This is a genomic window from Streptomyces sp. iso_384, assembly GCF_056172905.1.
In genome coordinates this window covers 6664519-6690763 of record NZ_JBWBTT010000001.1, presented here as the reverse complement: position 1 = coordinate 6690763, position 26245 = coordinate 6664519, and the positions used below count along the sequence as shown (strand labels likewise).

General features: G+C 72.6%; 29 protein-coding genes and 3 pseudogenes. 20 read left to right on the top strand and 12 right to left on the bottom strand.

Annotated elements, in window-relative coordinates:
• Window positions 1-113: 113 nt before the first annotated feature.
• From AC0VY3_RS29920 to hutH, 4 genes are all read left to right on the top strand, one after another.
• Complete coding sequence (locus AC0VY3_RS29920; protein WP_103512225.1) at window positions 114-1313, top strand: adenylate/guanylate cyclase domain-containing protein; 1200 nt, start codon at window positions 114-116, stop codon at window positions 1311-1313.
• 102 nt (window positions 1314-1415) lie between these two features.
• On the top strand, window positions 1416-2228 hold the full coding sequence (locus AC0VY3_RS29915) for an enoyl-CoA hydratase/isomerase family protein (RefSeq protein ID WP_103512226.1): 813 nt from the start codon (window positions 1416-1418) through the stop codon (window positions 2226-2228).
• A 113-nt stretch (window positions 2229-2341) separates the two neighbouring features.
• A complete protein-coding gene (locus AC0VY3_RS29910) occupies window positions 2342-3496 on the top strand; it encodes a GGDEF domain-containing protein (protein ID WP_475551020.1) in 1155 nt (384 codons plus the stop codon).
• A gap of 201 nt (window positions 3497-3697) precedes the next feature.
• Window positions 3698-5248: a histidine ammonia-lyase gene (gene hutH / locus AC0VY3_RS29905; RefSeq protein WP_103512228.1), complete on the top strand. Its 1551-nt coding sequence runs from the start codon at window positions 3698-3700 to the stop codon at window positions 5246-5248.
• 82 nt (window positions 5249-5330) lie between these two features.
• On the opposite strand, the gene AC0VY3_RS29900 is transcribed toward hutH, so the two are convergent.
• Window positions 5331-5645: a hypothetical protein gene (locus AC0VY3_RS29900; RefSeq protein ID WP_103512229.1), complete on the bottom strand. Its 315-nt coding sequence runs from the start codon at window positions 5643-5645 to the stop codon at window positions 5331-5333.
• A gap of 108 nt (window positions 5646-5753) precedes the next feature.
• On the opposite strand from AC0VY3_RS29900, the gene AC0VY3_RS29895 reads away from it, so the two are divergent.
• The 3 genes and pseudogenes from AC0VY3_RS29895 to AC0VY3_RS29885 all read left to right on the top strand — a co-directional run.
• On the top strand, window positions 5754-6203 hold the full coding sequence (locus tag AC0VY3_RS29895; RefSeq protein WP_242741381.1) for a hypothetical protein: 450 nt from the start codon (window positions 5754-5756) through the stop codon (window positions 6201-6203).
• Window positions 6204-6439: 236 nt separating this feature from the next.
• Window positions 6440-7708 carry a L,D-transpeptidase gene (locus tag AC0VY3_RS29890; RefSeq protein WP_103512230.1) on the top strand — a complete coding sequence of 423 codons (1269 nt, stop codon included), beginning with the start codon at window positions 6440-6442 and terminating at the stop codon, window positions 7706-7708.
• A gap of 220 nt (window positions 7709-7928) precedes the next feature.
• A pseudogene (locus AC0VY3_RS29885) lies at window positions 7929-8282 on the top strand (DUF1330 domain-containing protein); the annotation flags it as partial.
• A 98-nt stretch (window positions 8283-8380) separates the two neighbouring features.
• Here the strand turns inward: AC0VY3_RS29885 and AC0VY3_RS29880 are convergent.
• Window positions 8381-8833 carry an RDD family protein gene (locus AC0VY3_RS29880; RefSeq protein WP_103512237.1) on the bottom strand — a complete coding sequence of 151 codons (453 nt, stop codon included), beginning with the start codon at window positions 8831-8833 and terminating at the stop codon, window positions 8381-8383.
• A 533-nt stretch (window positions 8834-9366) separates the two neighbouring features.
• Between AC0VY3_RS29880 and AC0VY3_RS29875 the strand changes: the two genes are divergently transcribed.
• The 3 genes from AC0VY3_RS29875 (at window position 9367) to AC0VY3_RS29865 (ending at window position 12129) form a co-directional block, all read left to right on the top strand.
• On the top strand, window positions 9367-9549 hold the full coding sequence (locus tag AC0VY3_RS29875) for a hypothetical protein (protein WP_103512238.1): 183 nt from the start codon (window positions 9367-9369) through the stop codon (window positions 9547-9549).
• Between the two features lie 338 nt (window positions 9550-9887).
• Complete coding sequence (gene gdhA / locus AC0VY3_RS29870; protein WP_475551019.1) at window positions 9888-11276, top strand: NADP-specific glutamate dehydrogenase; 1389 nt, start codon at window positions 9888-9890, stop codon at window positions 11274-11276.
• 238 nt (window positions 11277-11514) lie between these two features.
• Window positions 11515-12129, top strand: coding sequence for a hypothetical protein (locus AC0VY3_RS29865; RefSeq protein ID WP_475551018.1), 615 nt, complete (start codon window positions 11515-11517; stop codon window positions 12127-12129).
• On the opposite strand, the gene AC0VY3_RS29860 is transcribed toward AC0VY3_RS29865, so the two are convergent.
• Complete coding sequence (locus tag AC0VY3_RS29860) at window positions 12108-12515, bottom strand: YrdB family protein (RefSeq protein WP_475551017.1); 408 nt, start codon at window positions 12513-12515, stop codon at window positions 12108-12110. The two genes, AC0VY3_RS29865 and AC0VY3_RS29860, sit on opposite strands and share 22 nt — an antisense overlap.
• Before the next feature lie 177 nt (window positions 12516-12692).
• Between AC0VY3_RS29860 and AC0VY3_RS29855 the strand changes: the two genes are divergently transcribed.
• Window positions 12693-13169: a helix-turn-helix domain-containing protein gene (locus AC0VY3_RS29855; RefSeq protein ID WP_475551016.1), complete on the top strand. Its 477-nt coding sequence runs from the start codon at window positions 12693-12695 to the stop codon at window positions 13167-13169.
• A gap of 37 nt (window positions 13170-13206) precedes the next feature.
• Here AC0VY3_RS29855 and AC0VY3_RS29850 read toward each other — a convergent pair.
• Window positions 13207-14122: pseudogene (locus AC0VY3_RS29850) on the bottom strand (alpha/beta fold hydrolase).
• Window positions 14123-14229: 107 nt separating this feature from the next.
• On the opposite strand from AC0VY3_RS29850, the gene AC0VY3_RS29845 reads away from it, so the two are divergent.
• Window positions 14230-14934, top strand: a complete 705-nt coding sequence (locus tag AC0VY3_RS29845; RefSeq protein WP_475551753.1) for a TetR/AcrR family transcriptional regulator — start codon at window positions 14230-14232, stop codon at window positions 14932-14934.
• Between the two features lie 44 nt (window positions 14935-14978).
• Here AC0VY3_RS29845 and msrA read toward each other — a convergent pair whose 3' ends face one another.
• On the bottom strand, window positions 14979-15644 hold the full coding sequence (gene msrA / locus AC0VY3_RS29840; protein ID WP_030086883.1) for a peptide-methionine (S)-S-oxide reductase MsrA: 666 nt from the start codon (window positions 15642-15644) through the stop codon (window positions 14979-14981).
• Window positions 15645-15851: 207 nt separating this feature from the next.
• On the opposite strand from msrA, the gene AC0VY3_RS29835 reads away from it, so the two are divergent.
• Complete coding sequence (locus tag AC0VY3_RS29835; protein WP_475551015.1) at window positions 15852-15989, top strand: hypothetical protein; 138 nt, start codon at window positions 15852-15854, stop codon at window positions 15987-15989.
• A 13-nt stretch (window positions 15990-16002) separates the two neighbouring features.
• On the opposite strand, the gene AC0VY3_RS29830 is transcribed toward AC0VY3_RS29835, so the two are convergent.
• Window positions 16003-17106: a hypothetical protein gene (locus AC0VY3_RS29830; RefSeq protein WP_319600867.1), complete on the bottom strand. Its 1104-nt coding sequence runs from the start codon at window positions 17104-17106 to the stop codon at window positions 16003-16005.
• Between the two features lie 66 nt (window positions 17107-17172).
• Here AC0VY3_RS29830 and AC0VY3_RS29825 point away from each other — a divergent pair, with 66 nt between their 5' ends.
• The gene (locus AC0VY3_RS29825) at window positions 17173-18318 is read left to right on the top strand and encodes a cystathionine gamma-synthase (RefSeq protein ID WP_103507540.1); all 1146 of its coding nucleotides are present in this window, start codon (window positions 17173-17175) and stop codon (window positions 18316-18318) included.
• Window positions 18319-18388: 70 nt separating this feature from the next.
• Here the strand turns inward: AC0VY3_RS29825 and AC0VY3_RS29820 are convergent, their stop codons facing one another.
• The 4 genes from AC0VY3_RS29820 to AC0VY3_RS29805 form a co-directional block, all read right to left on the bottom strand.
• Entirely contained in the window at window positions 18389-18586 is a 198-nt protein-coding gene (locus AC0VY3_RS29820) for a DUF1059 domain-containing protein (protein WP_103507539.1), read from the bottom strand.
• Between the two features lie 70 nt (window positions 18587-18656).
• Window positions 18657-18914 (bottom strand): hypothetical protein, encoded by a 258-nt coding sequence (locus AC0VY3_RS29815; protein WP_242741373.1) that lies wholly within the window; start codon window positions 18912-18914, stop codon window positions 18657-18659.
• The gene (locus tag AC0VY3_RS29810) at window positions 18911-19387 is read right to left on the bottom strand and encodes a sigma factor-like helix-turn-helix DNA-binding protein (RefSeq protein WP_475551014.1); all 477 of its coding nucleotides are present in this window, start codon (window positions 19385-19387) and stop codon (window positions 18911-18913) included. The genes AC0VY3_RS29815 and AC0VY3_RS29810 overlap by 4 nt, the downstream gene beginning before the upstream one ends.
• A 74-nt stretch (window positions 19388-19461) precedes the next feature.
• On the bottom strand, window positions 19462-19992 hold the full coding sequence (locus AC0VY3_RS29805; protein WP_103507423.1) for a MarR family winged helix-turn-helix transcriptional regulator: 531 nt from the start codon (window positions 19990-19992) through the stop codon (window positions 19462-19464).
• Window positions 19993-20150: 158 nt separating this feature from the next.
• Here AC0VY3_RS29805 and ilvA point away from each other — a divergent pair, with 158 nt between their 5' ends.
• From ilvA to AC0VY3_RS29785, 4 genes and pseudogenes are all read left to right on the top strand, one after another.
• Complete coding sequence (gene ilvA / locus AC0VY3_RS29800; protein WP_103507422.1) at window positions 20151-21380, top strand: threonine ammonia-lyase; 1230 nt, start codon at window positions 20151-20153, stop codon at window positions 21378-21380.
• 124 nt (window positions 21381-21504) lie between these two features.
• Window positions 21505-22476, top strand: coding sequence for an ATP-binding cassette domain-containing protein (locus tag AC0VY3_RS29795; protein ID WP_475551013.1), 972 nt, complete (start codon window positions 21505-21507; stop codon window positions 22474-22476).
• On the top strand, window positions 22473-23339 hold the full coding sequence (locus tag AC0VY3_RS29790; protein ID WP_475551012.1) for an ABC transporter permease: 867 nt from the start codon (window positions 22473-22475) through the stop codon (window positions 23337-23339). Before AC0VY3_RS29795 ends, AC0VY3_RS29790 begins: the two co-directional genes overlap by 4 nt.
• A 161-nt stretch (window positions 23340-23500) precedes the next feature.
• Window positions 23501-23719, top strand: a pseudogene (locus AC0VY3_RS29785) (DUF899 domain-containing protein); the annotation flags it as partial.
• Window positions 23720-23831: 112 nt separating this feature from the next.
• Here the strand turns inward: AC0VY3_RS29785 and greA are convergent.
• Together greA and AC0VY3_RS29775 are read right to left on the bottom strand one after the other, a co-directional pair.
• Window positions 23832-24329: a transcription elongation factor GreA gene (gene greA, locus AC0VY3_RS29780; protein ID WP_103507420.1), complete on the bottom strand. Its 498-nt coding sequence runs from the start codon at window positions 24327-24329 to the stop codon at window positions 23832-23834.
• Window positions 24330-24524: 195 nt separating this feature from the next.
• Window positions 24525-24941: a DUF4307 domain-containing protein gene (locus AC0VY3_RS29775; protein WP_103507425.1), complete on the bottom strand. Its 417-nt coding sequence runs from the start codon at window positions 24939-24941 to the stop codon at window positions 24525-24527.
• A 158-nt stretch (window positions 24942-25099) separates the two neighbouring features.
• On the opposite strand from AC0VY3_RS29775, the gene mca reads away from it, so the two are divergent.
• Complete coding sequence (mca, locus tag AC0VY3_RS29770; protein ID WP_103507419.1) at window positions 25100-25981, top strand: mycothiol conjugate amidase Mca; 882 nt, start codon at window positions 25100-25102, stop codon at window positions 25979-25981.
• 1 nt (window position 25982) lies between these two features.
• Complete coding sequence (locus tag AC0VY3_RS29765) at window positions 25983-26213, top strand: hypothetical protein (protein WP_030086905.1); 231 nt, start codon at window positions 25983-25985, stop codon at window positions 26211-26213.
• The last annotated feature ends 32 nt before the right edge of the window (window positions 26214-26245 follow it).

Genomic DNA, 26245 nt, shown 5'->3' with positions numbered 1-26245 from the left:
GCACCGACGGCGGGCAACCAAGGACGTGAGCTGGGGCACACCTGCCGTATCGTTGAGGCGATCCAGCGACAGATCGGCAGGGCAGTGCGCAGGGAACGGGCAGGAGGCGGCTGGTGACCGTCGGCGACACGACGTCCGGCGCGGGTGAGGAGCCCGGGCCTGACTCCTCGGTCCACGCCACACCCCACCACGAGGTCGACCACACGGTGGAACCGACCGACGACCCCCTCGCCATCCGCCTGGAAGCGCTGATCCTGGGGGCCGACCGGCGCTACACGCCCTTCCAGGCGGCCCGCACCGCCGGGGTCTCCATGGATCTGGCCTCCCGTTTCTGGCGTGCCATGGGCTTCGCGGACATCGGCCAGGCCAAGGCGCTCACCGAGGCCGATGTGCTCGCCCTGCGGCGGCTCGCCGGTCTCGTCGAGGCCGGGCTGCTCAGCGAGCCGATGGCGATCCAGGTCGCCCGCTCCACCGGGCAGACCACCGCCCGGCTGGCCGAATGGCAGATCGACTCGTTCCTGGAGGGCCTGACCGAGCCGCCCGAGCCCGGCATGACCCGCACCGAGGTCACGTATCCGCTGGTCGAGCTGTTGCTCCCGGAGCTCCAGGAGTTTCTCGTCTACGTGTGGCGGCGCCAGCTGGCCGCCGCCACCGGCCGGGTCGTGCAGGCCGCGGACGACGAGGAGATGGTCGACCGGAGGCTGGCCGTCGGCTTCGCGGACCTGGTCGGCTTCACCCGGCTGACCCGGCGCCTGGAGGAGGAGGAGCTCGGCGAGCTGGTCGAGTCCTTCGAGACGACCGCCGCCGACCTGGTCGCCGCGCACGGCGGCCGGCTCATCAAGACCCTCGGCGACGAGGTGCTCTTCGCCGCCGACGACGCGGGCACGGCCGCCGAGATAGCGCTCCGGCTGATCGAGGCGATGTCCCAGGACGAGACGATGCCGGCCCTGCGCGTCGGCATCGCCTTCGGCACGGTCACCACCCGGATGGGCGATGTCTTCGGCACCACGGTGAACCTCGCCAGCCGGCTCACCTCGATAGCTCCGAAGGACGCCGTCCTGGTCGACGGGGCGTTCGCCAAGGAGCTGGTCCGGCACGGCGAGGCCCCGGAGTCCGAGGCGCAGGCCGCCGAGGCCGTCGCGGCCGCCGCCGAACGGGCCCGGCTCGCCGAGAAGGAGGGCCGCGAGCCCGACGACGAGCCGCCGCTGCCCACGTACCGCTTCGGTCTCCAGCCGATGTGGCAGCGCCCGGTGCGCGGGCTCGGCGTGGTCGAGCCGTGGCTGCTGGCCCGCCGGGGCAGGACCGGCTCCTGAGCGGTTACGGCTTCGCCCCTGTCGGCGGTCCGGCGGTCCTGTCTAGGATTCCTGCCGGGTAACGCTCGTTAACGGGCGCCGTCGACCGACAGGGGTGCAGTCATGACCGTCACGTCCGAGCAGCGGTACGGGGAGTTCGTCGTCGTACGGCGGCGCGAGGGGCAGGACCACGTCGCCGAGCTGGTTCTCGACCGGCCCAAGGCCATGAACGCCGTCTCCACCGACATGGCCCGCTCCATCGCCGCCGCCTGCGAGGCGCTCGGCGCCGACCGGGACGTCCGGGCCACCGTCCTCACCTCCAGCCACGACCGGGCCTTCTGCGTCGGCGCGGACCTCAAGGAGCGCAACTCCTTCACCGACGCCGACCTCGTACGCCAGCGGCCCACCGCCCGCGCCGCCTACACCGGGGTCCTGGAGCTGCCGATGCCGGTGATCGCCGCCGTGCACGGCTTCGCCCTCGGCGGCGGCTTCGAACTCGCCCTCGCCTGCGATGTGATCGTCGCCGACGCCACCGCCGTGGTCGGACTGCCCGAGGTGTCCGTGGGGGTCATTCCGGGTGGCGGCGGTACGCAGCTGCTGCCGCGCCGGGTGGGTGCGGCGCGCGCCGCCGAGCTGGTGTTCAGCGCCCGCCGCGTCGAGGCCGCCGAGGCGCGCGAACTGGGCCTGGTGGACGAGCTGGTCGAGGCGGGCCGGGACCGCGAGGAGGCCCTCGCGCTGGGCGGCCGGATCGCCGCCAACTCGCCGGTCGGGCTGCGCGCGGCCAAGAAGGCGCTCCGGCTGGGCCACGGCCTCGATCTGCGGGCGGGCCTGGAGGTCGAGGACGCGGCCTGGCGGTCGGTGGCCTTCTCGGGGGACCGGGCGGAGGGCGTGGCCGCGTTCAACGAGAAGCGGCGCCCCGACTGGCCCGGCCAGTGACGACGCGCGTGCCTCACACAGAGTGAGCGCGATGCGAAGAAATAGTTGAAATTAGTTACGCATCAAGCTGATCAAGTAACTCAAAAGGGGGCAAATCTACATAAACTAGAGAAATGGGTGGTGACGATGTGCGGCTGCGGGCCGTGGTTTCGCTGGCGCAGTCCATGGCCGCGGCCTACACGCCGCGCGAGTCGTGGCGGGCGGCGGCGCTGGGCGCCTGTGAGGCGCTGAGCGGCAGTTTCGCCGCGCTCTCCGTGTGGGAGCGGGGCCGGGGCAGGCTGCGGGTGCTGGTGAACGCGGGTCAACGGGCCGAAGGGGAGGAGGAGTTCCCCGAGGAGGAGGCCTACCCGGTCCATGAGTTCCCGGAGATCACCGAGTTCCTGCACGAGCGGTGGGCCGGCGGCGGCGAGCCCGACGCCTGGGTGGAGACCGCCGACGGGCTGCCCGGCGCGGGCGGTCCGGCGCGCGGCGCCCGCCCGTACTGCCACCAGCGCGTCGCCGCGCTCCGGCGGCGCGGCCGGGGCTGCTGCGTGGTCGCGCCGATCGTGCTGCACGGCCGGGCGTGGGGCGAGCTGTATGTGGCGCGGCCGGCCGGGCAGCCCGTCTTCGACCGGGCCGACGCGGACTTCGCGACCGTGCTCGCCGCCGTCGTCGCCTCCGGGATCGCCCAGACCGAGCGCCTGGAGGAGGTCCGCAAACTGGCCTTCACCGACCCGCTGACCGGTCTCGCCAACCGCCGCGCGGTCGACATCCGGCTCGACGAGGCCATCGAGCTGCACCGCGTCGACGACACCGTCGTCAGCCTCGTCGTCTGCGACCTCAACGGCCTCAAGGCGGTCAACGACACCCACGGTCACGCCGTCGGCGACCGCCTGCTGGAACGTTTCGGCTCGGTGCTGTCGCTGTGCGGGGCGATGCTGCCCCAGGCGCTGGCGGCCCGGCTCGGCGGCGACGAGTTCTGTCTGCTCGCGGCCGGGCCCCCGGCGGACGCGGTGGTCGGCGTGGCCACCGAGCTCTGCGACCGGGCGGCGGTGATCGAGCTGGGCGACGGGGTCGCCTGCGGGGTCGCGTCGACCGGCGACCCGATCGGGCCGGTGCGCTCGGCCCGGCGACTGTTCCGGCTCGCGGACGCCGCCCAGTACCGCGCCAAGGCGGCGCGTTCGCTGGGGCCCGTGGTGGCCGGGCGGGACGGCGAGGTCATCCGGCTCGCGGACTCCCCGCCCAAATCCGCGCACGACCGGCGCAGGCTCCGCGGCAACCGGCCGTGAGCGGTGGCGGCGTCAGGTGCCGGGCTTCGGCGAGGCCGCGGCCCGGGTCTCGGCGCGGCGAGCAGCAGGAGCCGCGCGTGCGTGCGGCTTCCACGCATCGCTCGCGGCGGGCAACCCGCTCACATACTCGGGCCGCCTCGTAAGGGGCCCTGCTCGGTACCACTAGTGACATGAAGGCTTTCAATCCGTACGCTGCTGAATATGGATATGCACACTGTTGTGGTGGGGACGTCCGGAACCACCGCCGAGGACGTCGTCGCCGTGGCCCGCCACGGCGCCCGGGTCGAGCTCTCCGCCGCCGCCGTGGAAGCCCTGGCCGCCGCCCGGCTCATCGTGGACGCGCTCGCCGCCAAGCCCGAGCCCGTCTACGGCGTCTCCACCGGCTTCGGCGCGCTCGCCAGCCGCCACATCAGCCCCGAGCTGCGTGCGCAGCTCCAGCGCAACATCGTCCGCTCGCACGCGGCCGGCATGGGCCCCCGCGTCGAGCGCGAGGTGGTCCGCGCGCTGATGTTCCTCCGGCTGAAGACGGTCGCCTCCGGTCACACCGGCGTACGCCCCGAGGTCGCCCAGACCATGGCCGACGTGCTGAACGCGGGCATCACGCCCGTCGTCCACGAATACGGCTCGCTCGGCTGCTCCGGCGACCTCGCCCCGCTCTCGCACTGCGCGCTCACCCTGATGGGCGAGGGCGACGCGGAGGGCCCCGACGGCACGGTCCGCCCGGCGGGCGAGCTGCTCGCCGCGCACGGCATCGCCCCGGTCGAGCTCCGCGAGAAGGAGGGCCTGGCCCTCCTCAACGGCACCGACGGCATGCTCGGCATGCTCGTCATGGCCCTCGCCGACCTCAAGAACCTCTACACCTCGGCCGACATCACCGCCGCCCTCTCCCTGGAGGCGCTGCTCGGCACGGACAAGGTCCTCGCCCCCGAGCTGCACGCCATCCGCCCGCACCCCGGTCAGGGCGTCAGCGCGGACAACATGCTGCGGGTGCTGGCCGGTTCGGGCCTGACGGGACATCACCAGGACGACGCGCCCCGGGTCCAGGACGCCTACTCGGTGCGCTGCGCCCCCCAGGTCAACGGCGCGGGCCGCGACACCCTCGACCACGCGGCCGTCGTCGCCGGGCGCGAGCTGGCCTCCTCCGTCGACAACCCGGTGGTCCTGCCCGACGGCCGGGTCGAGTCGAACGGCAACTTCCACGGCGCGCCCGTCGCGTACGTCCTCGACTTCCTCGCGATCGTCGCCGCCGACCTCGGCTCGATCTGCGAACGCCGCACCGACCGGCTGCTCGACAAGAGCCGCTCGCACGGTCTGCCGCCGTTCCTCGCGGACGACGCCGGGGTCGACTCGGGGCTGATGATCGCCCAGTACACGCAGGCCGCCCTGGTCAGCGAGATGAAGCGGCTCGCGGTCCCGGCCTCCGCCGACTCGATCCCGTCCTCCGCGATGCAGGAGGACCACGTCTCCATGGGCTGGTCCGCCGCCCGCAAGCTCCGTACCGCTGTGGACAACCTGGCCCGGATCGTCGCCGTCGAGCTCTACGCGGCGACCCGGGCGGTGGAGATCCGGGCCGCCGAGGGGCTCGTCCCGGCCCCCGCCTCGCAGGCCGCCGTGGCCGCGCTGCGGGCCGCCGGAGCCGAGGGCCCGGGCCCGGACCGCTTCCTCGCGCCGGACCTGGCCGCCGCCGACGCGTTCGTACGCGAAGGGCGCCTGGTCGCGGCCGTGGAGCCGGTCACGGGACCGCTGGCCTGAGGTCACCGCCGTACCCGCGACACCGACGACGAAGGGCTGCCGCACCTGTCCGGAGCGGCAGCCCTTCGTCGTACGTACGGGATCAGAGCGCCGGGCGCGTACCCGTCACGGAGCGGCGGACCGAGTAGGTGACGAAGGCGGTGCCGAGGCCCAACAGGGCGGTGCCGCCGACGAGATACGGGGTGGTCTCCGGGCCTGGACCGGTGTCGGCGAGGCGCGCGTCCGAGGAGTCCTCAGCGGCGCCGGCGGCCGCGCGGGCGGCCGGGGCGGCCGGTGCGGACCGCGGGCGGTTCTCCCCGGTGTCCCCGGTCGCGTTGGCCGACGGGACGAACCAGAGAGCGGCCAGCAGCGTGCCTGCGGCGGTGGCGGTCAGCAGTGTGCGACGAGCGACGGACACAGATTCGATCCCCTTGCGACAACCATGAGTTAGCCCCGTGGGCCGATGCTAAGCAAAGCAGCGGGTCGGTGGAAAGTCGCGGCCTCGCCGAGCCTTACGCTCCGGCCTATGAGCACAGAAGAGACATCCAGGTTTGTTCGACTTCGCGTGGAGATGGTGCTGGAGGTCACCGACCTCGACGCCCTGACCGGCACCGCCCTCGAATCCATCGCCGCCGAGTACGGGGACCCCGTCGCGGCGGTCGCCGGAACCGACACCGCCGAGGAGCGGATGCATGCCGAGGCCACGGTCCGGGCAGACGGTGCGGAGGCCCTCGCCTCCCTGGTCGACCCGTTCGACCTGGTCAGCGAGGTGCCCGGGGTCGAACTCGCCCAGGCCTCCTGGAGCAGCGAGTCCATCGAGTACGACCCCGACGCGGAGGGCTGGGACGACGCGGACGACGGCGACGAGGGCCTCTTCCTGCCGCAGGACGAGGGCGACGAGGAGGGGTACGGCGACGCGGTCGCGCACAATGGGAAGAACGACGGCGAGGACGGTGACCCCGCGCAGCGGGTGTGACGTGTGAGAACACCGGCCCCGGCCCCGCTCACTCGCGGACCGGGGCCGCGCCGTGCGGCGACGGAAACCGGGGCCCGATCGGGGGGAACCACCGCACGCGGGGCCGCGTCGATGAGTGGTGTTCCCCACATCTGTCGTGGATGCGGAACGGAGCACCCGTGCCGGGTGTTCTTGGAACATTGACGGGGAATAGCCGCCTGGCGGCCCCGTCCGGGGATTTTGGGGAATCGGCAACGATGGAGAAGCGTGTGATGACGGACAGCAAGCGGCGCAGGGGCCTCGTGGCCGTGTCCGCACTGCTCGGCGGCGTGCTGGTGCTTTCGGCCTGTACCGACGACGGCGACAAGGGCGGAAAGACGAGCGCCGGGAGTTCGGAGTCGTCGCAGCAGGAGGTGGACAAGGCGGCAGCCGCGGACGCCTCCGAGGCGCAGATAGCGATCAAGCCGGAGAACGGCGCGACCAACGCCAGCATTAACAACGCGGCCCAGGTCACCGTCGCCAAGGGCAAGCTCACCGAGGTCGTCATGACCACGGCCGACGGCACCCCGGTCGAGGGCACGCTGGCGGCCGACGGGTCCAGCTGGAAGCCCGCGGGGCAGCTGGAGCGCTCCACCACGTACAAGATCGACGCCACGGCGGAGGACTCGAAGGGCCGCAAGGCACACGAGAACAGCTCCTTCACCACCGTCTCGCCCGACAACAGCTTCATCGGGAACTTCACCCCCGAGGACGGCTCCACGGTCGGCGTCGGGATGCCCGTCTCGATCAACTTCAACAAGGCGATCACGGACAAGAAGGCCGTCCAGGACGGCATCACCGTGACCTCCAGCAGCGGCCAGGAGGTCGTCGGCCACTGGTTCAACTCCCAGCGCCTGGACCTGCGCCCGCAGGACTACTGGAAGGGCGGCTCCACCGTCACCCTGAAGCTGGCGCTGGACGGCGTCGAGGGCGCGGACGGCGTCTTCGGGGTCCAGCAGAAGACCGTGACCTTCAAGATCGGCCGTAACCAGGTCTCCACCGTCGACGCGAAGACCAAGATGATGACGGTCACCCGCGACGGCAAGACCATCAAGACGATCCCGATCTCCGCGGGCTCCCCCGACAACCCCACGTACAACGGTCAGATGGTGATCTCCGAGAAGCACAAGGAGACCCGGATGAACGGCGCCACCGTCGGCTTCACCGATGACGACGGCAAGGGCGAGTACGACATCAAGGACGTGCCGCACGCCATGCGGCTGTCCACCTCGGGCACCTTCATCCACGGCAACTACTGGGGCAAGGGCATCTTCGGCAACGCCAACACCAGCCACGGCTGTGTGGGCCTCGCCGACGTGAAGGGCGCGAACGACCCCAACGCGCCGGGCGCCTGGTTCTACGACAACTCGATGGTCGGCGACGTGGTCATCGTCCAGAACTCCCCGGACAAGACCATCACCCCGGACAACGGCCTCAACGGCTGGAACATGAGCTGGGCCGAGTGGACGGCCGGCTCCCAGGCCTGATCCACCGGATCCGCCCGGTCCACCCGTTCTCCCCTCGCACCACCCCCGTCCCCACCCGAAGGCGGCGGCCCCGGAACACTCCGGGGCCGCCGCCTTCGGCGTTGCCGGGCCACGCATGACCTCCGAGGTAATCGACGCCCTCCGCCCGGCCCGGCAGCATCGTGGGTGTCCCGGAGACCGTCCCGGGAACCGCCCCGACGCCACCACGGAGGACCGGAACATGACCGCGTACGCCATCGCCCACCTGCACCCCGCCGACGGCCCCGTCGAGGACGAGGTGCTGAGCTACATCGAGCGCATCCAGGCCACCATGAAGCCCTACGGAGGCCGCTTCCTGGTGCACGGCGCCGAGGTGGAGGTGGTGGAGGGGACATGGCCCGGCGGGCTGGTCGTCGTCGGCTTTCCGGGGGTCGAGGAGGCCCACGCCTGGTACGCCTCGCCCGCGTACCAGGAGATCCTGCCGCTGCGTACCCGGCATCTCGGCGGTGACGTGATCATCGTCCCGGGCGTCGGTCCGGAGTACGACGCGTCGGCCACCGCGGCGGCGATGCGGGCGGCGCGGGACCGTACGGCCGGGGACCGTACGGCCGGGGACCGTACGGCCGGGGACCGCGCGACGCCGGACGGTACGGCGCCGGACGGTACGGCGCGGGAGGCCGGAGGCGACCCGGCTCAGCCCGTACGTTCCTCCGCCACCGCCGCCCGGTAGCTCCGCAGGTCGCTGCGGAGCACCTGGCGCACCCCCGCGAGGTCCTCGTGGCCCTCTGCGGGGCAGCCACCGGGCCGCTCCGGGCCGCTGGGCGAGGCAGGGCCCCGGAGCCGGTGCCAGGGCTGGAGCGGCAGCCAGAGGAGCCCGTACAGCCAGCGCAGCACCAGCCTCCGGAACCCCGGCCTGCCCGCGTCGGGCAGCCGGATCACCCGGACGCCCATGATCAGCTTTCCGGCGCTCGCCCGGACCGCCAGCGTCAGCAGCACCTGGTTGGCGAACGACAGCACGACCAGCTGGACCACCAGCAGGGCGACCGCGCGCCCCGTCCCGCCGGAATCCAGACAGGACCGCACCAGCAGCCCCACGGCCAGCAGGCACAGATAGGCGTCGAGCCCGACCGCCAGATAGCGCCGCATGTCCCCCGTGCCCTTGGGGATGCGCGGCCGCCCCCGGGGCGCCGGGGCGGGATACACCGAGGCGCGGGCGTACGCCGGGTACGCGGCCCGTGGAAGCGCCTGGCCGTACGGCGCCGGAGGCCGTGCGGAGGGCGGGTCCGGACGGGACAGCGCGGCGCTGCTCCCGGCCCGGCGCACTCCGTACAGCGCCCGTAACTCGTCAGGAGGCTGCCCTCTCCGACGCCCCCGCGGCTTCGTCATGGGGGCATCATGACTGATCGTCAGGCGGGGTGTCCCTGTTCCTGACGGGTAACTCCCACGGCCCTGCGTTGTTTCACCGGACCCTTACGGTTGGCGGCCTCCGGCCGCACGGACGCGTTGTTCCCGGCCGCACGGCGCGTCCCCTCCCGGCCGCAGGGCGCGTCCCCTCCCGGCCGCACGGCGACGGCGGGGGTGCAGCCCGCTCCACCCCCGATACGGGGGTGCTCTCCCTCCCCGCGGCGTGCCCCGGCCGACAGAATCGGAGCATCACCGACCACGGAGGCATCACCGTCATGAAGTCCCTGCTCTGGCTCGTCCTGTCCGCCGCACTCGCCGCCAACGTCTTCCTGAGTCTCGCCATCGAGGAGAGCGGCCTCCAGATCGCCCTGAGCGTCGCGGCGGGCGTCACCGCGATCGCCTCCGGGGTCGGGCTCTGGATGCTGCGGGACCCGCACGGGAGCCGATCCGGAATGTGACCTTCGCCACTCAGTAGTCCGTGGCCGGGGTACGGGCCCGGGCCGCGCGGTCCGCCCGCAACAGCGGTTCGGAGGGCGGCGGAGCGCCCGGCAGGGCACTCCGGACGCTGATCAAAACGCCCGATCATGGTCAATATGTGGATGGTCCTCGAAGATCATCGGGCCGCCCTGGAGAATCGGACCGTACGACGGTCCTGCGTATCGCCCGGCCGGGCGACGGCCGCGCGGCCCTCCCGAGCGGGAGTCCGCGTGGCCCCGGCGGGGGAGACGGACCGGTGGCGCCCTCCGGGACGGGGGCGCCGACGCGCACGAGCCCGACCACGGAAGGTCTTGATCAGATGCCGGTCATCCCCGAATCGCCCGACTCCGTCCGCACGCACGACGCCGCGGCCCGTGTCATCGAGCCGCTCTACGCCGAGATCCTGCGCCGCAACCAGGGCGAGCAGGAGTTCCACCAGGCGGTCCGCGAGGTCCTGGAGACGCTCGGGCCGGTGCTGACCCAGCGGCCCGAGTTCGTCGACGCGCGCATCATCGAGCGGATATGCGAGCCCGAGCGCCAGCTGATCTTCCGGGTGCCGTGGTCGGACGACTCCGGCGACATCCACGTCAACCGCGGCTTCCGGGTGGAGTTCTCCAGCTCGCTCGGCCCCTACAAGGGCGGCCTGCGCTTCCACCCCTCGGTCAACCTCGGCATCGTGAAGTTCCTCGGCTTCGAGCAGATCTTCAAGAACGCCCTCACCGGCATGCCCATCGGCGGTGGCAAGGGAGGCGCGGACTTCGACCCCAAGGGCCGCTCCGACGCCGAGATCATGCGGTTCTGCCAGTCCTTCATGACCGAACTCCACCGCCACCTGGGGGAGTACACCGACGTGCCGGCCGGTGACATCGGCGTCGGCGGCCGCGAGATCGGCTATCTCTTCGGCCAGTACAAGCGGATCACCAACCGCTACGAGTCCGGTGTCCTCACCGGCAAGGGCCTCGGCTGGGGCGGCGCACAGGCCCGTACGGAGGCCACCGGTTACGGCACGGTCCTGTTCACCGCCGAGATGCTGCGCAGCCGGGGTGAGTCGCTGGAGGGCCAGACCGTCGCGGTGTCCGGTTCCGGCAACGTCGCCATCTACGCCGCCGAGAAGGCCCAGCAGCTCGGCGCGACCGTGGTGACCTGCTCGGACTCCGGCGGCTATGTGGTCGACGAGAAGGGCATCGACCTCGCCCTCCTCAAGGAGATCAAGGAGACCGGCCGGGGCCGGGTCTCGGAGTACGCCGAACGACGCGGCGCACACGCCCGGTTCGTGCCCGGTACGGGGGTGTGGTCGGTCCCCGTGGACGTGGCCCTGCCCTGCGCCACGCAGAACGAACTGCACGAGGCCGACGCGCTGGACCTCGTGCGCAACGGGGTCAAGGCGGTCGCGGAGGGCGCCAACATGCCCACCACACCGGAGGCGGTACGGGTGTTCCAGGAGGCGGGCGTCGCCTTCGCCCCCGGCAAGGCGGCCAACGCGGGCGGGGTCGCGACGAGCGCGCTGGAGATGCAGCAGAACGCGTCCCGGGACTCGTGGACCTTCGCCCACACCGAGGAGCGGCTCGCCGAGATCATGCGGCACATCCACGACTCCTGCTACACGACCGCCGAGCGGTACGGGAGCCCCGGCAACTACGTGGTGGGCGCGAACATCGCGGGCTTCGAGCTGGTCGCGGACGCGATGCTGGCGCAAGGTCTGATCTGACGGTACGTGGCGAGGCGTCGGTGCCGGTGCCGGTGCCGGTGCCGGTGCCGGTGCCGGTGTCGGCGTCGGTGGGTGTGGGTGCGGGTGCCGGTGACCGTGCGGGTGCCGGTGGGGGTGTTGCCGCCGGCACCGCTACCTCGCGTGGGCGAGGCCGCCGGGTGTGGACTCCCCCGCGCGGGGGAGCGGGTTGGCTCGCGCGGGGGATTCCTCGTCGTGCCTGCTCCGCGAGGGTGGAGTCATGACCCCGAAGATCTTTCACCGCCCGCCGTCCGTCGATGACACCGAGCGGCCTGTTCCGCGCTGGGCGATGCGCCTGGCCTACGCGCTCCCGCTGTTACTGCTGCCGGCGTGCCTGTGGCGGCTGCCCTTCGCCCTGCACTACACGATGGGGCAGGAGGCTCAGGAGGGCAGCCTGCCGGCCTACTGGCTGAGCATCCCGTACGTTCTCGGGCTCAGCGTGCTGACGGAAGTGGTCGCGATCCTGACCATCGGACTGGTCCGGGGCTGGGGAGAGGTGGCGCCTGCCTGGATACCGCTCATCGGCGGCAGACGTGTCCGGCCGATGGCGGCCGTCGTCCCCGCCGTGCTCGGCGGCCTGATCCTCACCCTCCTGTTCACCGCCGTCCCGTTGGGCGACAACCGCGACCTCACCCTGTACGGCGTCATCGACTCCATCGGGTACACCAACGGCGCCTGGAACGTGTTGGCGACGGTGGTCGGCACCCCCCTCGCCGCCTGGGGACCCATCACCATCGCTCTCGCGATCGCCTACTACCGTCGCCGCCGGGCCACCGCCGTCGACGTCTCCGGACGAGCCCCGGAAGGAGTCGTTCACGCGGGCGGGCGGCGGTAGTACTCCGCGCAGCCCGTGTTCAGGGCCAGCACGAGGGCGAACGCCCCGGCCGCGACCGGGTGCCCCGTCCCGTACGCCGCCGCCGCACCACCGCCGAGGACCAGCGCCTTCACCGCCGGCACCCCCGCGAGCGGAGGCCTGAACCGGGCGCGGGGCGCGGCGAACAGCCCCCACAAGGTCACGGCCGCAGCGGGCACCCCGAGACCGAGCAGCACCGATACGAGGACTCCGTCCATGGCGGTGAAGCCCCACCAGGCGAGGCAGCCGATCGCCGCGAGCTCCAGCAGGAAGGCGAGGACTTCGTTGGCGGCGAACCAGGGGTGCTGCCGGAGCGCGTGCGGATCGTGGTGCCCCGCACGCCCTGCGGCCTGCCGTTCTCGCCTCATCCTGACCCCCTGAAGAGACCCCGCTGACGGTCGGGACGATAGCCCGGGCGTGACCACGACGTCCGCCCTTGCCCTTCGGAACCGGCGGACTGTCACACGACTTCGCCGTCAGCAGATCCGCCCGGAGCGCAACGCCCGGGCCGTGTCGGGGCGGTGCCGCGCTCCTAGGCTGGGACGGTGAGCATCCGAGCGACGAACCAGGCCGACGTGATCCCTCTGCGCCCGCTTCCGACGGCGGCGTCTCCGGCGATCCCCGCGACACCGGAGCTGCCGGGACTGCCCCGGGAACCGCTCTGGCGTGACCTCGTCGGAGAAGTGCTGCGCCGTGAACGGCGGTCGCAGGGGCGGACGTTGAAGGAGGTGTCCGAGGCGGCCCGGATCTCCATGGCGTACCTCTCCGAGGTGGAGCGCGGCCGCAAGGAGGCCTCCTCCGAGGTGCTGGCCGCCGCCGCCCAGGCGCTCGGCCTGAGCCTCGCGGACGTCCTGGCGCTGGCCGGGGAGCGGCTGGTCAGCCTCACGGCGGTGCGGTCCCGGTCCCGGTCCGGGGTCGGGTCGCCGGGGGCGGTGGGCGGTCACCGGTCGGCGCGGACGACAGGTCCGGCCCGTCCGGCTCGTCCGGCCGGCCCGATGGGCGGCGTGCTGCTGGCGGCCTGAGTTACAGGTGAGGTCGCCCGGCGGCCGGGAGGGCACGTCACGGGCGGTCATGGTCGCCCCGGGGTGCCCGGTCCGCGAGGGCTCGTAGCTCGGCGGCGACGGCGGCATGCCGTTCGCGCGGGATGTCGTGGCCGACGCCCGGCTGGAGGACGAGGCGGGCGTCGCGGATCGCGGCGGCGGTGGCCCGGCCGGCCGAGGGCTTGAGCAGCGGGTCGTCCGTGCCGTGCAACACCAGCGCGGGGAGGCGCAGTTCGGACAGGGGCGGGCCGTTCCAGGGGGCGCCGATCTGGCGGGACTGGGCGTCCGGGTCGGCGATGCCGGTGTCCACGTCGGCGGTGATCCGCGCCAGGGCCTCCGCCTCGTCGAACGGGTAGCCGGGCGAGGCGCAGAGCCGTGCCACCGCGAGGCCGGTCGCGATGCGCCCCGCCCGGTCCCGGGCGGGCTTGATGCGGGCGAACCTCGCGAGCGTGCCGAGCCGTAGATGGCGGAAGGCGCCCAGCCCGCCGACATCGCTCGGCAGCGCGGCGGACGAGGTGAGCGTGCGCACCCGGTCCGGGTGGCGCAGGGCCACGCGCTGGGCGACGACCCCGCCCAGCGAGTGCCCGAAGAGGTGTGCCCTCCCAGCCGAGCGCGTCCAGGACGGCGACCGCGTCGTCGGCCATGTCCTCGGCGGTGTAGGCCGCACCGCGGCCGGCGGCCAGGGCGGCGAAGGGGTTGCCCCGGGAGGCGGGCTTCGGCAGCCGGGTGGACTCGCCCGCGTCCCGCTGGTCGTAGCGGGCGACGGCGAACCCGGCGTCGGCGAAGGCCGCGCACAGCTCCCCGGGCCACCAGTGCCGGGAGACCGCAAGACCCATCACCAGGAGCAGCGGCTCACCGTCCGCGCCCTCCTGGAGCCGGTCGTGGGCGAGCTCGACCGCACCGTTGCGGGCGAAGCGGCGTTCGGTCCAGGTCATGACGGGCTCCTTCGGCGTCGAATGGCAAAATACTGCGAACGATGTTCGCAGTATTGGACTACCGACCAGTCCAGCAGTCCGGAACGACCGAGGGGGAGGTGCGGGCCGTGGCCGACCGCGAGACCCGGCCGACGACCGTCTGGTCACGTCCCGTGCGGGGCGCGCGCGGACCCGCACCCGAGCGGAGCCGCGCCGAGATCACGACGGCTGCCCTCGCCCTCGCCGATGCGGAGGGCCTGGCAGCCGTGTCGATGCGCGCGCTCGCGCAGCGGCTGGGCACCGGGCCCGCCTCGCTCTACCGCTACGTGGGGAGCCGGGACGAGCTGCTGGACCTCATGGCGGACGCGGTCGCGGCCGAGCTGGACCTCTCCGCGGCCCCCACCGGCGACTGGCTGGACGATCTCGTCGGCCTGGCCCGCCAGTCCAAGGCCGCGCACGTCCGGCACCCGTGGCTGGCCGATCTGAACGACCGGCGCGGCGAGGTGCTGGGCCCGCACGCGATCGACTACCTCGACCACGCGCTCCGGATCCTGGCCCCCGCACCCGGCACCGCCGGCCAGAAGCTGGAGGCCATCGGCCTGCTCGGCGGCCTGGCCACTCTCTTCGCCCGCCGGGATGCCCTCGCGGCGGACACCGAGGCCCCGCCCGCCCGGGCTGCCCACCTGGCCGCGGTCGCCGCCGAGGGACGCCACCCGCACCTGCTCGCCGCCCTCACCGCGGCGGGCGCCCCGCCCACGGCCGGCCCCGACGACCGGGACGCCCTCTTCGTACGGCTGCTGCGACGGGTGCTTCCGGCGACGCTGACCGGCTGACGCAGGGCCCCGGGCGAGCGGCCCGGAGACTCCTGCGGCCGGGCTCAGCCCTCGGCCGGGGCCACGCCGATCGGGCAGCTCACGCCCGTACCGCCGATGCCGCAGTAGCCGCCCGGGTTCTTGTCCAGGTACTGCTGGTGGTACGCCTCCGCCGGCCAGAACGGGCGGCCGTCGGCCGGGAGGATCTCCGTCGTGATCTCCTTGTGGCCCGAGGCCGTCAGGACCTTCTGGTACGCCTCACGGGACGCGTCGGCGGCCGCTGCCTGGGCGGGGGAGTGGGTGTAGATCGCCGAGCGGTACTGGGTGCCCACGTCGTTGCCCTGGCGGAAGCCCTGGGTCGGGTTGTGCGACTCCCAGAACAGCCTCAGCAACTCCTCGTACGACACGACGGCCGGGTCGAAGACGACGCGTACCGCCTCCGTGTGTCCGGTCAGGCCCGAGCAGGCCTCCTCGTACGTCGGGTTCTCCGTGTAGCCGCCCTGGTAGCCGACGAGCGTCGTCCAGACGCCCTCGGTCTGCCAGAACTTCCGCTCCGCGCCCCAGAAACAGCCCAGCGCGAAGTCCGCCACCTCCAGGCCCTCGGGATACGGGCCCACCAGCGGATTGCCGAGGACCGTGTGGCGGGAGGGGACGGTGAACTCGGGGACGGGGCGGCCGCGCAGGGCCTGCTCCGGGGTGGGGAGCACGGGAGTGCGGTGGTTCAGGAACATGCGGGGCTCCTCCGGGGGTCGGTTTTCGGTACCTACAACAAGGGAGCGGCCGCCGGGATTCCGGGCGGCGACGCCCACCCCGTGGCCCCGGTGACGTCCGCCAGGGCCCGGGCGAAGCCCCGCGTGCGCCCCGCGAGGCCGCCTCCTCGCTCTTCGTCGCGGTGTTCGACGGGGCCATCGCGCTCGGGGCGCCGGCCGGCGGGCTGGGTGGCGGCCGGCATCGGGATCACGGCCGTCGCGGCGACCGGCGCGGCGCTCGTGGCGGCCGCGCTGACGGCCGCAGCGGTGGGCCCGGGCCCCCGCGCCCGCCCGCGCCGAGCCGTGAAGCCGTACGGAGAGCCGTGAAGCCGTACGGAGATCAGTGCGGCAGCGTCGCCGGGCTGCCGCCGTTCGCCTCGTACCCCGCGACCGCCAGTGCCCGGTAGACCGTGTACTGCGCGGCCGGGTCCGGGCCCGCCGTCCACGGCAGCGCGCCCACGTGCCCGTCGATCCGGACCAGCTGGTGCATCGCCTCCGACCAGCGCTCCATGTGCACCAGGAACAGCACCAGGAGGTGGCGTACGTGGGCCAGCATCGGGTCGTCCGGACGTGCCGCGTGCACCGCGAACATCGCGCCCTCGACCGCCTTGGTCACCACCTGGCCCCGGTAGAAGCTCTGCACCAGATTGACCTCCGGCAGATGCTCGTACACCGCGAACAGCGGCAGCGCCGCCAGCAGTGAACCCTGCGGGGCGCGGGCGGCGGCGGCCGTGGCGAACGCGTCGGCGTCCTTGCGCGAGCCGTGCCACTTCTCGCAGTGGAAGTGCAGCGCCGCGATGTGCGCGCCCATGTGCGCCGGAGCCCGGTCGATGATCTTCGCCCAGAGCTGGTCGAACTGCTCGGGGGTGTAGTTCAGGCCCCGGGCCACCGCCAGCTCCACGATGTACGGAACGGGATCGCCCGGCGCGAGCAGGGCCGCCTCGCCGCAGACCGTACGGGCCTCCTCCAGGATGATCCGGAAGTCGTCGCTGCCCGCGGCCGAGGACCGCCAGGCCTGCTGCACCAGGAACTCCGCGTGCACCGCCGCGCCGCCCGCGTCCTTCGGGGACTCCGCGCGCCAGGTCCGCAGCCAGGCGCCGCCCACCCCGGGCCGCTGCGCCAGCTCCAGCGAGGCCGCGCCAGCGAAGGCCTGGATCCGCTGCCAGCGCACCTCGCCCTCCTTCGGCGTCCCGGCCAGCAGCTGGGAGGCCGCGCGCCAGTCCTGGGTGCCCTGGACGACGTCGAGCACGTCCAGGAGATCCTGGTCGGGGCCCGGCATCCGGACGTCCAGCTCCTCCTGGCGGGCGAAGCCGTACGTGTCCGGGTCGGCGGCGTCCGGCGCACCGGGTTCGACCTGGCGGATACCGCCCCGGCGACGCATGACCCAGGGGCCGATGATCGCCGCGAGCATGCACATCGCGAGCAGGAACAACAGAATCTCCATGGCCCCATTGTCCCCGGAGCGGCGAGTGGCCGGTAAGGGCCCTCTTCACGAACTACGCTCGGCCCCATGAGCGACCAGCACAGCTTCGAAACCCTCGCCATCCACGCGGGGAACACCGCCGACCCCCTCACCGGCGCGGTGGTACCGCCGATCTACCAGGTGTCCACGTACAAGCAGGACGGCGTGGGCGGACTGCGCGGCGGATACGAGTACAGCCGCAGCGCCAACCCGACCCGCACCGCCCTGGAGGAGAACCTCGCGGCTCTCGAAGGCGGCCGCCGCGGTCTCGCCTTCGCCTCCGGCCTCGCCGCCGAGGACTGCCTCCTGCGGACGCTGCTGACCCCCGGCGACCACGTGGTCATCCCGAACGACGCCTACGGCGGCACGTTCCGGCTGTTCGCGAAGGTCGCCGCGCGGTGGGGCGTGGAGTTCTCCGTGGCCGACACCTCGGACGTGGCGTCCGTGCGGGCCGCGATCACCCCGCGCACCAAGGCGATCTGGGTGGAGACCCCGTCCAACCCGCTGCTCGGCATCACCGACATCGCCGCCGTGGCCCAGGTCGCCCGGCAGGCCGGGGCCCGCCTCGTCGTCGACAACACCTTCGCCTCGCCCTACCTCCAGCAGCCCCTCGCGCTCGGCGCGGACGTCGTCGTGCACTCCACCACCAAGTACATGGGCGGCCACTCCGACGTCGTCGGCGGCGCGCTCGTCGTCAGCGACCCGGAGCTCGCCGACGAGCTGGCGTTCCACCAGAACGCCATGGGCGCGGTCTCCGGCCCCTTCGACGCCTGGCTCGTGCTGCGCGGCATCAAGACGCTGGCCGTCCGCATGGACCGGCACACCGAGAACGCCACCAAGGTCGCCGACCTGCTGACCAGGCACCCCAAGGTCTCCCAGGTCCTCTACCCGGGCCTGCCCGAGCACCCCGGCCACGAGGTCGCCGCCAAGCAGATGAAGGCCTTCGGCGGCATGGTGTCCTTCCGCGTCGCGGCCGGCGAGGAGGCGGCGGTCGAGGTCTGCAACCGGGCGAAGCTCTTCACGCTCGGCGAGTCCCTCGGCGGCGTGGAGTCGCTGATCGAGCACCCGGGCCGGATGACGCACGCCTCCGTCGCGGGCTCCCTGCTGGAGGTCCCGGCCGACCTGGTCCGGATCTCCGTCGGCATCGAGAACGGCGACGACCTGATCGCCGACCTCACGCAGGCGCTGGGCTGATCCGGCGGGAGCGACAGCAGTGGCGAGGGCGCCCGCGGGTGACAGGCGGGCGCCCCTCGCGTCTCGGCGTTCAGGCGCTCACCTTCTCGTCCGTGTCCTCCAGCATGCCCTTGATCTGCTCGCGCAGTTCGGGACCGTCCTCGTGTCCGTGGACCGACGCGGCGTGCTCGCTCGCGGCCCGGACGACCTCGTCCTCCTCACCGACGATGGTGAGGGTGCAGTTCATCTCGCTCGGATACTTGCGGCAGTCCGCCATCTTCCTGGTCATCACGGCCTCCTCGGCTCGTACGACGACCGACCTCTCCAGCGTAGGCCTCCCGCGCCGGGGGCCCAACGGCTCACCAGCCCTCCAACGGTGGAGTGACCTGGGCGGGCTCGGTCGCCCACGGCTGCTCGACGCCGACCCAGACGAGGAACGCGGCGAGCGCCAGGCCCAGCAGCCAGGCCGCCGTCCGGACCGCCGCCCGGCGCAGCCGCAGCCGCCGCCCGCCGTGCCGGACCGCCCGCGCGGCCAGGTCCGGCGGCAGGACCGGGTGCGGGCCGTCCAGCATCCGGCGGACCTGCTCCTCGCGCGGGTCGCGGCGCCCCGCGCTCACGGCGTCACCCCGGCCGTCCCGCGCCGGGGCCCGCCCGATCGCAGCGACGCCACTGCGCGGGCGCACACCGCGCGGACCCGGTCGGCCGGCAGCCCGAGCAGCGCCGCCGTCTGGTCCTCACCGACGTCCTCGTACATCCGCAGCACCAGCACCAGCCGCTCGATCGGGGTCAGCCGGTCCAGCAGACCGCCGCGCGGCCGCTGGTTGCGCCGGGCCTCCCGGGCGAACCGGAGGGCCAGCTCCCGGCGGGCCAGGTCGTAGGGGTCGCCGCCGTGCAGCCGGTCCCAGCCGGCGTAGGTACGGGCGAGCGCCGCGTGCAGCAGCCGCTCGGCCCGTACGTACGCGCCCGGCGGCTCGGCCGGTTCACCGGTGAGCAGCGTCGCCGTGTGCAGCAGGCGTCCGCCCGCGCCCGCCACGAAAGCCTCGAACTCCAGGGCGCGGAGCCGGTCCCGGTGGGTCGCCCGCTCTGCCATGGACCACATACGAGCCCCGGTGCACCGCCCCGGTCAAGAGCCCGGACGCGGCCGGTGCGCGCGGGCCGGCGCCGTCAGTCGGACTGCGGCGGCTGGTGCGCGGCCTGCCGGGCGGCCAGCGAGCCGTTGAACCGGGTGAGCAGGGTGCAGAAGATGTCCCGCTCCTCCTCCGTCCAGCCGTCCGTCACCTGGGACATCAGCTCGCGCCGCGAGGCGCGGACCTCGTTCAGCCGGGCCTGACCGCGCGGCGACAGCTGGAGCACCACGGCCCGGCCGTCCTCCGGGTGCGAGGTGCGCTTGACCAGCCCGGTGTCGACGAGCGGCGCGACCTGCCGCGTCACCGTCGAGGAGTCGATACCCATCCCGGCCGCCAGCGCTTTCACGCCCATCGGGCCTTCCCGGTCAAGACGGTTCAGCAGCAGGTACGCCGCCCGGTCCATCGAGTTGCGGACCTGGCCGACACCGCCGAGGCGGGTCTGCTCGGCACGGCGGGCGAAGACCGCCACCTGGTGCTGGAGCGCGTCCAGCAGGCGGTCGGGGCCCGGGGATTCGGGGGCGGCGCCCCCGGAAGGAGACGCAGCAGTCGTCATGTCCTGAGGGGGCATGGCCGGGGGCTCTCTTCAGTGCGGTGTCGGATGGGTGGGGGACAGAGTACGCGGCCCCGGGGCAACGCGTACCAGTGCCGCACAAACCTGCGGACACCACCGCAGGCCGCCATGAGACAAGTCTGCCGCGTGCTCTTCGAGCTGCAAGACTTGCGGACATGAGCTTCCGCGCGACCGCCCACCACCCGGCCCTGATCCTCGACGACGTCCGGGGCGCGCAGAAAATGCTGTCCGGGGTGGCCCGGGTGACCGCCCTGGAGGGCAGTCGGCATCTGACCGAGCTGGTCGGCGCCCCGGTCCACCTCAAGTGCGAGAACCTCCAGCGCACCGGCTCCTTCAAACTGCGCGGCGCCTACGTCCGGATCTCCGGCCTCACCCCGGTGGAGCGGGCGGCCGGGGTCGTCGCCGCCAGCGCCGGGAACCACGCCCAGGGCGTCGCGCTCGCCTCGTCGCTCCTCGGCGTTCGCTCCACGGTCTTCATGCCCGTCGGGGCGCCGCTGCCCAAGGTCGCCGCGACCCGGGAGTACGGGGCCGAGGTGCGGCTGCACGGCCAGGTCGTCGACGAGACCCTCGCCGCCGCCGAGCGGTACGCGGAGGAGACCGGCGCGGTCTTCATCCACCCCTTCGACCACCCGGACATCATCGCGGGCCAGGGCACCGTCGGGCTGGAGATCCTGGAGCAGTGCCCGGAGGTCCGCACGATCGTCCTCGGCGTCGGCGGCGGCGGGTTCGCCGCGGGCGTCGCCGTCGCGGTGAAGGCCCTGCGCCCCGACGTCCGGATCGTCGGCGTCCAGGCCGAGGGCGCCGCCTGCTACCCGCCCTCCCTGGCCGTCGGGCACCCTGTCTCGCTCGACTCCCCGGCCACGATGGCCGACGGCATCAAGGTCGGCCGGCCCGGCGACGTACCGTACCGGCTGGTCGAGGAGCTGGTCGACGAGGTCCGCACGGTCACCGAGGACGAACTGTCCAGCGCGCTGCTGCTCTGCCTGGAGCGGGCCAAGCTGGTCGTCGAACCGGCCGGGGCCAGCCCGGTGGCCGCGCTGCTCAGCGACCCGAAGGCGTTCCGGGGACCGGTGGTGGCGGTGCTGTCCGGCGGCAACGTCGACCCGCTGCTGATGCAGCGGATCCTGCGGCACGGGATGTCCGCGGCGGGCCGCTATCTGAGCCTGCGGCTGCGGCTCACCGACCGCCCGGGGGCGCTGGCCGCCCTGCTGGCCGCGCTGACCGTGGCCGACGCCAACGTCCTCGACATCAGCCATGTGCGCACCGACCCGCGCCTGGGGCTGACCGAGGCGGAGGTCGACCTGCATCTGGAGACGAAGGGCCCGCAGCACTGCGCCGAGGTCGAGGCGGCCCTGCGGGCGGCGGGCTACCGCGTGATGAGCTGACCGCCCGCTTCGCGCCGATTGGCCGGATCTCGGTATTCGCCGCGCGGTGGAGCCCCGCGAATCCTAGGATCGCGCATAGGCCACGTACGGGTGCGGTCAGCCGCGATGACGGGGGAGTTCCGCTATGCCAGGTGCGATCCACGCCGAAGGTCTGGTGAAGACCTTCGGCGACGTACGAGCGCTCGACGGCGTCGATCTCGACGTCCCCGAAGGCACCGTCCTCGGACTGCTCGGGCCCAACGGCGCGGGCAAGACCACCGCCGTACGGGTGCTGACCACGCTGCTGCGCCCGGACAGCGGCACGGCCGTCGTGGCCGGGATCGACGTCCTGAAGAAGCCCAACGAGGTACGCCGCTCGATCGGGCTCTCCGGACAGTTCGCCGCGGTCGACGAGTATCTGACCGGCCGCGAGAACCTCCGGATGGTCGGGCAGCTTTACCAGCTGAGCGCCCGGGACGCGAAGGCCCGCGCGGGCGTCCTGCTGGACCGGTTCAACCTCGGCGACGCCGCCGACCGCACCGCCAAGACGTACTCCGGCGGTATGCGCCGGCGGCTCGACCTCGCGGCGGCGCTCGTCGTCTCGCCGCCCGTGATGTTCATGGACGAGCCGACGACCGGCCTCGACCCGCGCAACCGGCAGCAGCTCTGGGACGTGATCGAGGACCTGGTGGCAGGCGGTACGACCCTGCTGCTGACCACGCAGTATCTGGAGGAGGCCGACCGCCTCGCGAACGACATCTGCGTCATCGACCACGGCAAGGTCATCGCCCGCGGCACCTCCGACCAGCTCAAGGCCCGCACCGGCGGCGAGCGCGTCGAGGTCGTCGTGCACCGCCCCGAGGAGATCGAGCCCGCCCGGACCGTGCTGACCGCCCTCGGCAAGGGCGAGGTCACCGTCGTCCGGCTCTCCCGGAAGCTGACCGTCCCGGTGAGCGGCGGGGCCAAGCTGCTCGCCGAGATCATCCGCGACCTGGACGCCCGGGGGGTGGAGATCGACGACATCGCCCTGCGCAGGCCCACCCTGGACGACGTCTTCCTCTCCCTCACCGGCCACGCGGCCGAGGTCTCCGAGCAGAGCAAGGAGGGCGCCCAGTGAGCGCGATCGCCAAGGACGAGGCCCCGGCGCTGCTTCCCCGCCCCTCCGGGAGCGTCACCCAGTCCGTGAAGGACTCCCTCGTCGTCGCCAAGCGGAATCTGATCCGGATGACCCGGATCCCCGAGATGGTGATCTTCGGACTGATCCAGCCGATCATGTTCGTGGTGCTGTTCACCTACGTCTTCGGCGGCTCGATCAGCATCGGCGGCTCCACCGATCCGCAGCTGTACAAGGAGTTCCTGATGGCGGGCATCTTCGCCCAGACCGTCACCTTCGCCACCGCGGGCGCCGGCGCGGGCATCGCCGACGACATGCACAAGGGGCTCATCGACCGCTTCCGGTCGCTGCCGATGGCCCGGGGCGCGGTCCTCACCGGACGGACGCTCGCCGACCTCGTACAGACCACCCTCACCCTCGTCGTGCTCGCGGGGGTCGCCCTGATCGTCGGCTGGCGCACCCACGAGAACATCGGCAAGGTGCTCTGCGGCTTCCTGCTGCTGCTCCTGCTCGGCTACGCGTTCTCCTGGATCGGGGCGCTGATCGGCCTGTCCGTGCGCACCCCGGAGGCGGCGACCTCCGGCGGGCTGATCTGGCTGTTCCCGCTGACGTTCATCTCGAACGCCTTCGTGCCGGTCACCGGCATGCCGACGTTCCTCCAGCACGTCGCCGAATGGAACCCCTTCAGTGCCACGGTGGCGGGGGCCCGTGAGCTCTTCGGCAACACCATGCCGAACATGCCGAAGTCGGTCACCGGGGCCTGGCCGATGGAGCACCCGATCCTCGCCTCGGTCATCTGGTCGGTGCTGATCATCGTGGTCTTCCGGACCCTCGCGGTCCGCAAGTACCGCTCGGCCGCCGCCTGACGGCCGCGTCGGGCGGAGCGATGAGTCCCGGTGGCGGTGCGAGTCGCTTCAGGGGGACGGGGGATGCCGCAGACACCACGGAGGACACCATGACCGCCACCGCTCCCGACGACCACGACCCGGCCCCCGAGCGACCCGGCCGCCCGCCCGTCGTCGACCGCTACGGCCGCGGCGAGGCGTGGGAGGACAACCCCGAGGGCCGGCCGGTGCTCGGCCGGGCCCGCGAGGGGGATCCGGGGGAGGGCGGGCCCTGCTGGTACTGGCGCACGGACGCGGACGGCACCGCCAGCTGGGGTCCGGCCAGCCGCCCCACCCCACAGTGGACCCGCCCCGGCGCGACCCCGGAGAAGACCCTCGGCCGCACCGGCGACCACTCCTGACCTGCCGGGACGGACGCGCGCCCGGACGGCCCGGAAGCTGCGCGGCGACGCACGGGAGCCCCGGCCTCTCTGAGGCCGGGGCTCCCGTGTCGTTCGGTCGTGGTCGGCCGGGTCAGCCGGAGTAGGGCTTCGCCGCCAGGATCTTCACCGTGGCGGTCTTGCCGTTCGGCAGCTCGTACTCCGCGTCGTCACCCGTCCGCTTGCCGTTCACACCGAGGCCGAGCGGGGACTGCGGGGAGTACGTCTCGATCTCCGTGCTGGCGTATTCACGGGAGGCGAGCAGGAAGGTCAGCGTGTCGTCCTCGTCGCCGTCGAAGGCGATGGTGACGACCATGCCGGGCTCGACCACGCCGTCGTCGGCCGGCGCCTCGCCGACCTTCGCGTGCTCCAGGAGCTGGGTCAGCTGGCGCACCCGCAGCTCCATCTTGCCCTGCTCCTCCTTGGCCGCGTGGTACCCGCCGTTCTCCCGGAGGTCACCCTCCTCACGGGCCGCCGCGATCTTGACGGCGATCTCCGTGCGCGCGGGACCAGACAGGTACTCCAGCTCGGCCTTGAGCTGGTTGTACGCCTCCTGCGTGAGCCAGGTGACGTTTTCGCTGGTCTGGGTCACAGGTGCTCCTCGTCGGTACTGGGAAGTGCTGGGAAATACAAAGCATCGCCCTACCCAGAAGCATGTGCCTCTGCGGGTGGGCGAAACCACGAGCCTAACAATTCCGCAGGAAAAGGGGGAGAAGGTAAACCGTCACGCGCCAGGACCGGCCGCTGTGACCCGTATCGTCGCAGGTCACGCGGGGTGTGCTGCGAATCAGCCGGTCGGGCCGTCGTCGGCGGTGCAGCCCATCGGCTCGACCGCCGTCGCCCGGGACCGGGTCACCACGTTCACGACCTCGTCGATCCGGTCCGCGGCCCGGTCGAACCGGACCTCCTTGCGGCCCACCTCGGAGCCGTCCTCGCTGAGCGCCCGCACCAGGCAGTAGCCGTGGCCCTCGCGGTCCTTGCGGACCTCCAGGTGGACGTCGGCCCGGGTGTCGGAGACGATCTTGAACTTGATCATCTCGGCGCTGATGCCCTGGCCGCCCACGTAGTCGAAACCGATCCACCCGATCACGCCGAGCAGAGCGACGCCCAGGACCGATCCGACGATCTTCAGCCTGCGGTCCGCGCGCTGATCCTCGGTCCGGCCGTACCGCCCCTCGGGCGCAGCCTCGCGAACCGCCGTCATGATCGTTCCCTCCGGACCGGGCATCGAGGAATTTTCCGGTCCCTCGTTCAGTCACTATAGAAGCCGCCCGTCCGTCACCCGACCGCGCCCCACACCGACGTCGCGCGGGCCGGCACCTCTTCTTCGAACCAGAGCGACCAATGACTGAGGATCGAGCTTTGACTGAGCAGCTGCGACTGATGGCCGTTCACGCCCACCCCGACGACGAGTCGAGCAAGGGCGCGGCCACCATGGCCAAGTACGTGTCCGAGGGGGTGGACGTGCTGGTCGTGACCTGCACGGGGGGCGAGCGCGGCTCCATCCTCAACCCGAAGCTCCAGGGTGACGCGTACATCGAGAAGAACATCCACGAGGTGCGCAAGAAGGAGATGGACGAGGCCCGGGAGATCCTGGGCGTCCAGCAGGAGTGGCTCGGCTTCGTCGACTCGGGGCTGCCCGAGGGCGACCCGCTGCCGCCGCTGCCCGAGGGCTGCTTCGCCCTGGAGGACGCCGAGTCCGCAGCCGGGCGCCTGGTGGCGAAGATCCGCGCGTTCCGGCCGCAGGTCATCACCACGTACGACGAGAACGGCGGCTACCCGCACCCCGACCACATCATGACGCACACGATCTCGATGATCGCGTTCGACGGTGCGGCTGACGCGGAGCGGTTCCCCGAGGACGAGTTCGGCCCGGTCTGGACGCCGCGGAAGCTCTACTACAACCAGGGCTTCAACCGGCCGCGCACCGTCGCGCTGCACGAGGCGCTGATCGCCCGGGGCCTGGAGTCCCCGTACGGCGAGTGGCTGGAGCGGTGGAAGGAGTTCGAGCGCGTCGAACGCACGCTGACCACGCACATTCCCTGCGACGAGTTCTTCGAGATCCGCGACAAGGCGCTGATCGCGCACGCCACGCAGATCGACCCGGAGGGCGGCTGGTTCCGGGTTCCGATGGACATCCAGCGCGAGGTCTGGCCGACCGAGGAGTACGAGCTGGCGAAGTCTCTGGTCGATACCTCCCTCCCCGAGAGCGACCTCTTCGCGGGCATCCGCGACAATGCCTGATATGTACGCGACCCAGGCACTGACGCACCTCGTCCCGTTCGCCGCCGAAGAGCTCGACAAGAACAAGGTCACCCCCGGCGTTCTCGGCTTCCTCGTGTTCGCCGCGCTCGCCGTCGGCGTGTGGGCCCTGATGAAGTCGATGAACCGCCACATGGGCCGGGTGAACTTCGAGGAGGCCCCCGACCCGGACGCCGAGCCGGCCGCCGACGCGGCGGCCGCGCCCCGGAAGTAGCCGGCGCGGCACGCCGTACGGGTGGGGAGGGC